An 8,683-nucleotide genomic window follows, 5' to 3' on the forward strand; every position below is an offset into this window, starting at 1 on the left:
TATGTAACTGAAATTGGGGATGCAAAAGCATTTCAAGACAATCTTTCAAAAGCAAAAGCCGCAGGTAAAATTTCTGAATATGAAAAAGAACCTGAAAGCATGTGGGGCGACATTATTTCATTATTATTACCTGTAATTATATTAGGTGCCTTGTGGATTTTCATGATGCGAAGAATGTCAGGCGGTTCAGGTGGTGGTGGACAAATTTTTAGCATTGGTAAATCAAAAGCAAAATTATTTGATGAAAAAAACGACACCCGAACAACATTTGAAAATGTTGCTGGTTTAGAAGGTGCTAAAGAAGAAATACAAGAAATTGTAGAGTTTCTTAAAAACCCTGAAAAATATACTTCCATTGGAGGAAAAATACCAAAAGGCGCCTTGCTAGTTGGTCCTCCTGGAACTGGAAAAACATTGTTAGCAAAAGCCGTTGCAGGTGAGGCAAAAGTACCTTTCTTTTCATTATCTGGTTCAGATTTTGTTGAAATGTTTGTAGGTGTTGGAGCTTCTCGTGTTAGAGATTTATTTAAACAAGCAAAAGAAAAATCACCTGCTATTATTTTTATTGACGAGATTGATGCTGTAGGAAGAGCACGTGGAAAAAACAATATGACGGGTGCAAATGACGAAAGAGAAAACACATTAAATCAATTACTTACAGAAATGGATGGTTTTGGAACAAATTCAAATGTAATTGTATTAGCAGCTACCAATCGTGCCGATGTTTTAGACAAAGCGTTATTACGTGCTGGGCGTTTTGATCGACAAATTTATGTAGACTTACCTGATATTAGAGAGCGTGCAGCAATTTTTGAAGTGCATTTAAAACCTTTGAAAAAATCGGAGGAATTAGATACTGAATTTTTAGCTAAACAAACTCCAGGTTTTTCTGGAGCTGATATTGCAAATGTTTGTAACGAAGCAGCATTAATTGCAGCGCGTAAAGACAAAAAAGCGGTGGATAAACAAGATTTCTTAGATGCTGTTGATCGAATCGTTGGTGGATTAGAAAAGAAAAACAAAATTGTTACTCCCGATGAAAAAAGAGCAATTGCGATACATGAAGCAGGACACGCCACGGTTAGTTGGATGTTAGAACATGCAGCGCCATTAGTAAAAGTTACTATTGTGCCTCGTGGTCAAAGTTTAGGTGCCGCATGGTATTTACCTGAAGAACGATTGATTGTTCGCCCAGATCAAATGCTTGATGAAATGTGCGCTACGATGGGCGGAAGAGCTGCAGAACGAGTTGTTTTTGATAAAATATCTACTGGAGCATTAAGTGATTTGGAAAAAGTCACCCGTCAGGCGCGAGCTATGGTTACTATTTATGGTTTGAATGAAAAACTAGGAAATATCACTTATTATGATTCTTCAGGTCAATCTGATTATAATTTTTCAAAACCTTATTCAGAAGATACTGCTCGCGTAATTGATACCGAAATTTCAAAATTAATTGAAGAGCAATATCAAAGAGCTATAGCTATTTTAGAAACCAATAAAGAAAAACTAACACAACTTGCAGATATATTAATCGAGAAAGAAGTAATCTTCAAAGATGATTTAGAAACTATATTTGGTAAAAGACCATTCGATAAGGAAATAACAATTCCTAAAGATGAAGACTTATCAACAAATTAAAATTAAAAAAAACTTAATTCCTGTTAAAAAGAATTAAGTTTTTTTTTATCTTTGAATTTTACTGACTAAAATACTCGACAAAGATAAATGAGTCTATTTAAAAAATTTTTTAAAACTTCTAGCGAGGAAACTGATTCTAAGGAAAAATTAGATGATAAAAGCCCTTATGCTCCAGATGTTAATTTACCGATAGACGAACAATTTACTTTCAATTTTAAAGCAAATGGAGGTAAGTTTATCTATTGTGAAAATTTATCAGAAATTTCTGAAAATTTTGAAAATATTTTAGCCGAAAATGATTGGTTTGAATCTGAAGCACAATGCTTTGATTCCAGACTATTTTATCTTTTAGATGAAAATAAATTAAATTACACCGATACTAAAAATCCTAAATTTTTCTTTTCTTTCTGCGAAAATTTAATTGCTGACGAAGGTTCAATACTATTTTCTTCGTCTCAACTAAAACAATTTAAACCCAACGAATTACCTACCAACATGATTGTTTTTGCTACAACTAGTCAAATGGTGATTTCTAAAGGTGATGGATTGAGAGTTATTAAAAACAAACACGAAAAAGATTATCCTACAAACATAACTACTATAAAATACTTTGAAGAAGAAAAGGAGCAAGACTTTTTGCATTATGGAAGTTGCCATAAAAACCTATACCTACTTCTTTTAGAAGATTTATAAATATGAACGAAACGCTGAAAAGAGCATTATCTGGAGCCGTTTATGTTTTTTTATTGTTAGGCTGCATTTCTTATTCTAAAGAAAGTTTAGCAATATTATTTGGAATATTCATGCTCATTGGTGTTTACGAATTTTGTAAAATTGCCCAACTTAATTATTACTTTTCTATTTCTTTTGCTGCTGGTTCTTACTATTTTCTTTGGAATAAAAGTCAAGACATAAACCTGAAAACATTATTGGTTGGTTTTGCAGCCATCATCTCCATAAAATTATTGTTCTATCTTTTTTCATTACAAAAAACTACTTTTAAGATTGGAACCCGATACCTGTTATTAGTTGGTTACATTATCATTCCTTTTATCATCACAAACTATGTTGCTTTAGGAAAAAATGGCTATAACCCTAAAATTTTAATTTCGATTTTCATTTTAATATGGGCTAATGATACTTTTGCATATCTTGTAGGGAAAAGCTTAGGGCGTAACAAACTTTTTCCAAGTGTTTCTCCTAAAAAAACAATTGAAGGTTTCATCGGCGGACTTATTTTTACTGGCATAAGTAGTATCTTGTTGTCAAAATTTTATATCGAATCAAAGATTTTATATATTTGGATTGTAATTGCTGTTATTGTAAGTATTTTTAGCACTTTAGGCGATTTAATTCAATCTAAATTTAAACGTGTTGCGGGTATAAAAGACAGCGGAAAAATAATGCCCGGACATGGAGGTGTTCTAGATCGATTAGATAGTATTATATTTGTCATTCCATTTATTAATTTATTTTATTTAATTTTATATTATGTTTCATAAAGAAGGCTCAAAAATCATTTTCATCTCCTTACTAATTTCAGTCGGATTAATATTCTTGGCAGATGCATTTTTCAAAGATTCGGTTTGGTTATTAAAAACAGTTCAAATTATTGTTTTGATATTCTTATTTTTGATTTTACAATTTTTCAGAAATCCAACACGTGTGGCAGACAATAGTGATAACCATATCCTAGCGCCTGTTGATGGTAAAGTGGTTGTTATTGAAGAAGTATTTGAACCAGAGTATTTCAAAGATAAACGCTTGATGGTTTCCATTTTTATGTCGCCAATTAATGTTCACGTTACTCGTTATGCACTAAATGGTGTGGTAAAATATAGTAAATACCATCCTGGTAAATATTTAGTTGCTTGGCATCCAAAAGCAAGTGAAGAAAACGAAAGAACAACAGTCGTGATTAATAATAATGTATATGGTGAAGTAATGTACCGTCAAATTGCAGGAGCATTAGCCCGTCGTATTGTAAATTATGCCAAAGAAGGTATGCGCGTAGTTCAAGGAAAAGATGCCGGATTTATTAAATTTGGTTCAAGAGTAGATTTATATTTACCATTAGGAACAGAAGTTATTGTAAAAATTGGCGATAAAGCAATAGGAAACAAAACAGTTATTTGTAAAACTGCATAAAATAAATGAGTACAAAGGACTTAAATACATTATTTGAAGAAGCATTCGCAAACGCACAACTCATTCCACAAGAATCAGTGCCGCAAGATATGCAACTCGTTTTGTATGGCTTGTATAAACAAGCAACTTCTGAACGTACCAATCAATCACATTATCAAAATCCGCAAGATTTAATTAATGCTTTTAAACTAAATGCATGGATGCAAGTCAAGCATTTAACAGCTGATGAAGCCAAAGTTAAATACATCGAAATAATCAATACATTACTTAAAGAGCGAAATTTATAACATGAAAAAAGTAATTATATTTTGTGTCTTCGTAATGCTATCCAGTTGCAGAGGAGGAAATGATTTAGAAGAAGTTCAAATACCCGATCCTGAAGTAGAAACTACACAATTAGCATATGGTAACCCAGGAGATGTAAAAGTGAACGAAGGCGGTACTTTTAAGATGAAGGGATTAAAGTATGCTTACGATGCATTAGAACCTCACATTGATGGACGCACTATGCAAATCCATTATGCAAAACATCATTTAAATTATGCAAACAAACTAAATAAAGAAATAGATACAACCGATTTAGCTACAAAATCAATTGAAGAAATTTTAACTAAATTAAATCCAAATAATAAAGCCCTACGAAATAACGCTGGTGGCTACTATAATCATAATTTATTTTTTGAAATCTTAGGACCAAAAGCTGGAGGAACACCTACTGGCGAACTTGCCGCTGCAATTGATACCGAATTAGGTTCATTTGATGCTTTACAATCTCAATTAATTGATGCTGGTAACAATGTATTTGGAAGTGGCTGGGTGTGGCTTGTGGTAACAAACGAAGGAAAGTTAGCCGTTACAAGCACTACTAATCAAGATAATCCGTTGATGCCAAATGCCGAAGTTAGAGGAACTCCTATTCTTGCGATAGACGTTTGGGAACACGCCTACTATTTGAAACATCAAAATAAACGAAACGATTACCTCACCGCACTATTTAATGTAATAGATTGGAAAATCGTTAACGATAAATACGAATCAGCATTAAATCGTTTATAATTAAAAATCCCGCTATTGCGGGATTTTTAATGTATTTTAAATACTAGATTTATTTTTCAAACTCTTTTAATGTATTGATAATAATAGCAACACAATCTCTAAGTTGAGTTTCTGTCATTACTAAAGGTGGTGCAAAACGTATAATATTACCATGCGTTGGTTTAGCTAATAATCCGTTTTCTGCCAAACGCAAACAAATGTTCCATGCGGTATCACTTTCTTCTGTATCATTAATAACTACTGCATTCAATAATCCTTTTCCTCTTACTAAAGTAGCTATAGAAGAAGTTTTAATAAACTGAGTCAATTCTTCTCGAAAGATGTTCCCTAATTTTCTAGCATTTTGAGCTAAATTTTCTTCGGAAATAACTTCTAATGCAGCCATTGCTACAGCTGCCGCCACAGGATTTCCTCCAAAGGTAGAACCGTGTTGCCCTGGTTTTATGACATTCATTATAGCATCGTTTGCCAAAACTGCCGAAACTGGATAAGCGCCGCCTGATAGTGCTTTTCCTAAAATTAGAATATCAGGTTGTGAGTACGTTGCTTGCTTTTCACATTTTGATTCGCAGGTACAATTTCCACAAACAGCTAATAAAGATCCCGTTCTAGCAATTCCTGTTTGTACCTCATCGGCAATAAACAACACATTATTCGCTTTACAAATGGCTTTTGCTTTTTGAATAAAATCATCCGATGGAGTATAAACACCTGCTTCGCCTTGAATCGGTTCAACCAAGAAACCAGCAATATTTTTAGAGGAAGATATTGCTTTTTCAAGCGCCTCTATGTTATCATAAGGAATACTAATAAAACCAGCAGTGTATGGTCCAAAGTTTTTACGAGCATTTTCATCATTGGAAAACGAAATAATCGTGGTGGTTCTTCCGTGAAAATTGCCATCACAAACGATAATTTGAGCTTCATTTTCATGAATTCCTTTTTTCTCATAAGCCCATTTTCTGCACAATTTCAAAGCAGTTTCTACCGCTTCGGCTCCTGTGTTCATTGGTAATACCTTATCGAACCCAAAATAGTTGGTTACAAATTCTTCATAAACCCCTAATTTATCATTATAAAAAGCTCTAGAAGTAAGGGTTAAGGTTTGTGCTTGTTGCACCATTGCATCTACAATTTTAGGATGACAATGCCCTTGATTTACAGCAGAATAAGCAGATAAAAAATCATAATATTTTTTTCCATCTACATCCCAAACATACACCCCTTCTCCTCTATTTAAAACTACAGGTAGTGGATGGTAATTATGCGCTCCATATTTTTCTTCTAATGTTATAGCTTCAGCAGCTCTTGATTGGTTTAAAACTGACATGTTTTAATTCGTTTTTGATTGTAATCGAGTAATTCCTTCTTTAGGGCGAGAAATCAACCATTTAGCAAAAGTAGTAATTTTTGTTGGAAGATGGATGCTGGATGCTGGAAGAAAAAACTCCAAACTTACTGCTCCAAGCTCCCAACTCGCTATTCAAACATTTCCAACAACGTAGTAACCGTATTCCAATTCCGAATCGTAGCTACAACATTTAATTTCTTCTCAATATACTTTTGGTCTAACTTAGTTTTTCCGGCGCCAACAGCATATTTAATATAAATTCTACTGGCATCAATTGAAGCTTCATCGGGTTTAAATTGACTTATTTTTAAATCATTTAAGGCACCATTTGATAATTCCTTTGAAATAAAAGCAACATACAACTTTTTAGTATCGCACTCTTTTTCTTTGAGATATAGATTGTTATTTAAACACGCTTCTAAATCTTCTTTACTAATTACAACAACGGGAACTTCTAACCCTAATTCTTTAAAAATTTCTTGTTTAATTTTAAAACCAACACTCGCACCTTGCGCTTCATCTGAATCTACAAAAACATTTCCCGATTGAATATAGGTTTGTACGTTTTGAAATCCTGTCTTCTCTAAAAGGGTTTTCAAAACATCCATCTTAATCATGTTGTGTCCAGAAACATTAATTCCGCGCAATAAAGCTAAATGGGTTTTCATATACATTTGAAATTTGGCATAAATGTAAAAAAATGTATCAAATAACACCCAACAATTCTTATTTTTGCTTCATGGTAAAAAAGAGAACCGAAAAAATCGTATTCGAAAACGTAAAAATCCTTGATGCAGGTGCAAAAGGTGTTTCAGTCGCAAAAGCGCCTGATGGCAAAGTAATATTTCTTCCAAATGTTGTACCCGGTGATGTTGTTGATGTGCAAACCATGAAGAAAAGAAAAGCCTACTATGAAGGTAAAGCAATTAAAATTCATGAATTTTCTGAACATAGAATAGCACCTGTTTGTGATCACTTTGGGGCTTGTGGAGGCTGCAAATGGCAAAATATGAACTACAGTCAGCAGTTGTTCTACAAAAATCAGGAAGTATATAATAATTTAAAGCGTATAGGAAAAATTGAATTGCCTGAATTTGAGCCCATTTTAGGTTCGGAAAAACAATTTTTTTATAGAAATAAAATGGAATTTGGGTTTTCAAACGCGCGTTGGATGACCGATGCCGAAATTCAATCGGGAACCGAATTTGACAATAAAAACGCACTTGGTTTTCATATTCCGAGAATGTGGGATAAGATTTTAGACATCGAAAAATGCCATTTACAAGAAGATCCATCCAATGAAATTCGGAACGAAATCAAACGCTTTGCCAATGAAAACAACTTATCGTTCTTTAACGCTAGAGCTGTGGAAGGTTTGTTAAGAACGTTGATGATTAGAACGGCTTCTACTGGAGAACTTATGGTTTTGATTCAGTTTTTTGAAAACGATAAAAAAAGTATCGAATTGATGATGAACTTCTTAGCCGAACGTTTTCCACAAATTACTTCGTTACAATATGTGATCAATCAGAAATTGAACGATACGTTATATGACCAAGACATTATTTTATTTAAAGGGCGCGATTATATTTTGGAAGAAATGGAAGGTTTGCATTTTAGTATTAATGCGAAATCGTTCTATCAAACCAATTCAGATCAAGCCTATGAATTATACAAAATTACCAGAGAATTTGCTGGTTTAACGGGTAATGAAACCGTATATGATTTATATACAGGAACTGGAACTATTGCTCAATTCGTATCCAAAAAAGCCAAGAAAGTTATTGGTGTGGAAGCCGTTCCTGAAGCCATAATAGATGCGAAAGCAAATGCCGAGCGAAATAACATAACCAATTGTGAGTTTTATGTAGGAGACATGAAAAATGTGTTTAATAACGAATTCATCAACACACACGGTCAACCCGATGTTATCATTACTGATCCGCCAAGAGATGGAATGCACAAAGACGTTATAGCAATGCTATTAAAAACGGATGTTCCAAAAATTGTATATGTAAGTTGTAACTCCGCTACACAAGCACGCGACTTAGCCTTAATGGACGAAAAATACAAAGTAGTTCGTGTGCGCCCTGTGGATATGTTTCCGCAAACGCATCACGTGGAAAATGTTGTACTTTTGGAATTAAAAAAATAAAAATTATGAACTATAAGCTATTTCTAATTATACTTTTTACTTTCACGTTATCAAGTTGCGAGAAAGATGATATTTGCGCCGAAGGAACACCAGTAACGCCCAGAGTGATTGTTGAGTTTTATAAATTTGTTACTCCAACTGTTTTGGAGAATGTAACCAATCTTGGAATTATAGAACCCGCTGCCCTTGTAGGAATTGCATTTAATGAGGTTTCAAAAATTGAAGTGCCTTTAAAAACAACTACCGATATAACTACCTTACATTTTATACAAAATGGAAGTGACACTGTCACTACTAATGATAATATTGATGTGATTACCTTTAATTACCAA

The 8,683-nt window shown here is 33.5% G+C and carries 9 protein-coding genes and 1 pseudogene; 8 read left to right on the plus strand and 2 right to left on the minus strand.

Annotated elements, in window-relative coordinates; all coding sequences use genetic code 11:
• The 6 genes from ftsH to ACIQZC_RS07025 form a co-directional block, all read left to right on the plus strand.
• Positions 1 to 1,641, plus strand: a 1,641-nt coding sequence (gene ftsH / locus ACIQZC_RS07000; RefSeq protein WP_396138520.1) for an ATP-dependent zinc metalloprotease FtsH, incomplete at its 5' end; no start/stop codon positions are given.
• Between the two features lie 87 nt (positions 1,642 to 1,728).
• Positions 1,729 to 2,334 (plus strand): lactate utilization protein B/C, encoded by a 606-nt coding sequence (locus ACIQZC_RS07005; RefSeq protein ID WP_396138521.1) that lies wholly within the window; start codon positions 1,729 to 1,731, stop codon positions 2,332 to 2,334.
• 2 nt (positions 2,335 to 2,336) lie between these two features.
• Positions 2,337 to 3,143 carry a phosphatidate cytidylyltransferase gene (locus ACIQZC_RS07010; protein ID WP_396138522.1) on the plus strand — a complete coding sequence of 269 codons (807 nt, stop codon included), beginning with the start codon at positions 2,337 to 2,339 and terminating at the stop codon, positions 3,141 to 3,143.
• Positions 3,133 to 3,789, plus strand: coding sequence for a phosphatidylserine decarboxylase family protein (locus ACIQZC_RS07015; protein ID WP_396138523.1), 657 nt, complete (start codon positions 3,133 to 3,135; stop codon positions 3,787 to 3,789). Before ACIQZC_RS07010 ends, ACIQZC_RS07015 begins: the two co-directional genes overlap by 11 nt.
• A gap of 5 nt (positions 3,790 to 3,794) precedes the next feature.
• Positions 3,795 to 4,076 (plus strand): acyl-CoA-binding protein, encoded by a 282-nt coding sequence (locus ACIQZC_RS07020; RefSeq protein ID WP_396138524.1) that lies wholly within the window; start codon positions 3,795 to 3,797, stop codon positions 4,074 to 4,076.
• A gap of 1 nt (position 4,077) precedes the next feature.
• On the plus strand, positions 4,078 to 4,845 hold the full coding sequence (locus tag ACIQZC_RS07025; protein WP_396138525.1) for a superoxide dismutase: 768 nt from the start codon (positions 4,078 to 4,080) through the stop codon (positions 4,843 to 4,845).
• A gap of 49 nt (positions 4,846 to 4,894) precedes the next feature.
• Here ACIQZC_RS07025 and rocD read toward each other — a convergent pair whose 3' ends face one another.
• On the minus strand, positions 4,895 to 6,175 hold the full coding sequence (gene rocD, locus ACIQZC_RS07030) for an ornithine--oxo-acid transaminase (protein WP_396138526.1): 1,281 nt from the start codon (positions 6,173 to 6,175) through the stop codon (positions 4,895 to 4,897).
• Positions 6,176 to 6,324: 149 nt separating this feature from the next.
• The gene (locus ACIQZC_RS07035) at positions 6,325 to 6,864 is read right to left on the minus strand and encodes a DUF1697 domain-containing protein (RefSeq protein ID WP_396138527.1); all 540 of its coding nucleotides are present in this window, start codon (positions 6,862 to 6,864) and stop codon (positions 6,325 to 6,327) included.
• 71 nt (positions 6,865 to 6,935) lie between these two features.
• On the opposite strand from ACIQZC_RS07035, the gene rlmD reads away from it, so the two are divergent.
• Together rlmD and ACIQZC_RS07045 are read left to right on the plus strand one after the other, a co-directional pair.
• Positions 6,936 to 8,351: a 23S rRNA (uracil(1939)-C(5))-methyltransferase RlmD gene (gene rlmD, locus ACIQZC_RS07040; protein WP_396138528.1), complete on the plus strand. Its 1,416-nt coding sequence runs from the start codon at positions 6,936 to 6,938 to the stop codon at positions 8,349 to 8,351.
• A 5-nt stretch (positions 8,352 to 8,356) separates the two neighbouring features.
• Positions 8,357 to 8,683, plus strand: a pseudogene (locus tag ACIQZC_RS07045) (hypothetical protein); the annotation flags it as partial.

This window comes from Flavobacterium sp. (assembly GCF_044338735.1).
GTDB lineage: Bacteria > Bacteroidota > Bacteroidia > Flavobacteriales > Flavobacteriaceae > Flavobacterium.

Bases quoted from the DNA above. Each gene is read 5' to 3' on its own strand.
- ACIQZC_RS07005 (WP_396138521.1), top strand. From the start codon at position 1,729: ATGAGTCTATTTAAAAAATTTTTTAAAACTTCTAGCGAGGAAACTGAT.
- ACIQZC_RS07010 (WP_396138522.1), top strand. From the start codon at position 2,337: ATGAACGAAACGCTGAAAAGAGCATTATCTGGAGCCGTTTATGTTTTT.
- ACIQZC_RS07015 (WP_396138523.1), top strand. From the start codon at position 3,133: ATGTTTCATAAAGAAGGCTCAAAAATCATTTTCATCTCCTTACTAATT.
- ACIQZC_RS07020 (WP_396138524.1), top strand. From the start codon at position 3,795: ATGAGTACAAAGGACTTAAATACATTATTTGAAGAAGCATTCGCAAAC.
- ACIQZC_RS07025 (WP_396138525.1), top strand. From the start codon at position 4,078: ATGAAAAAAGTAATTATATTTTGTGTCTTCGTAATGCTATCCAGTTGC.
- rocD (WP_396138526.1), bottom strand. From the start codon at position 6,175: ATGTCAGTTTTAAACCAATCAAGAGCTGCTGAAGCTATAACATTAGAA.
- ACIQZC_RS07035 (WP_396138527.1), bottom strand. From the start codon at position 6,864: ATGAAAACCCATTTAGCTTTATTGCGCGGAATTAATGTTTCTGGACAC.
- rlmD (WP_396138528.1), top strand. From the start codon at position 6,936: ATGGTAAAAAAGAGAACCGAAAAAATCGTATTCGAAAACGTAAAAATC.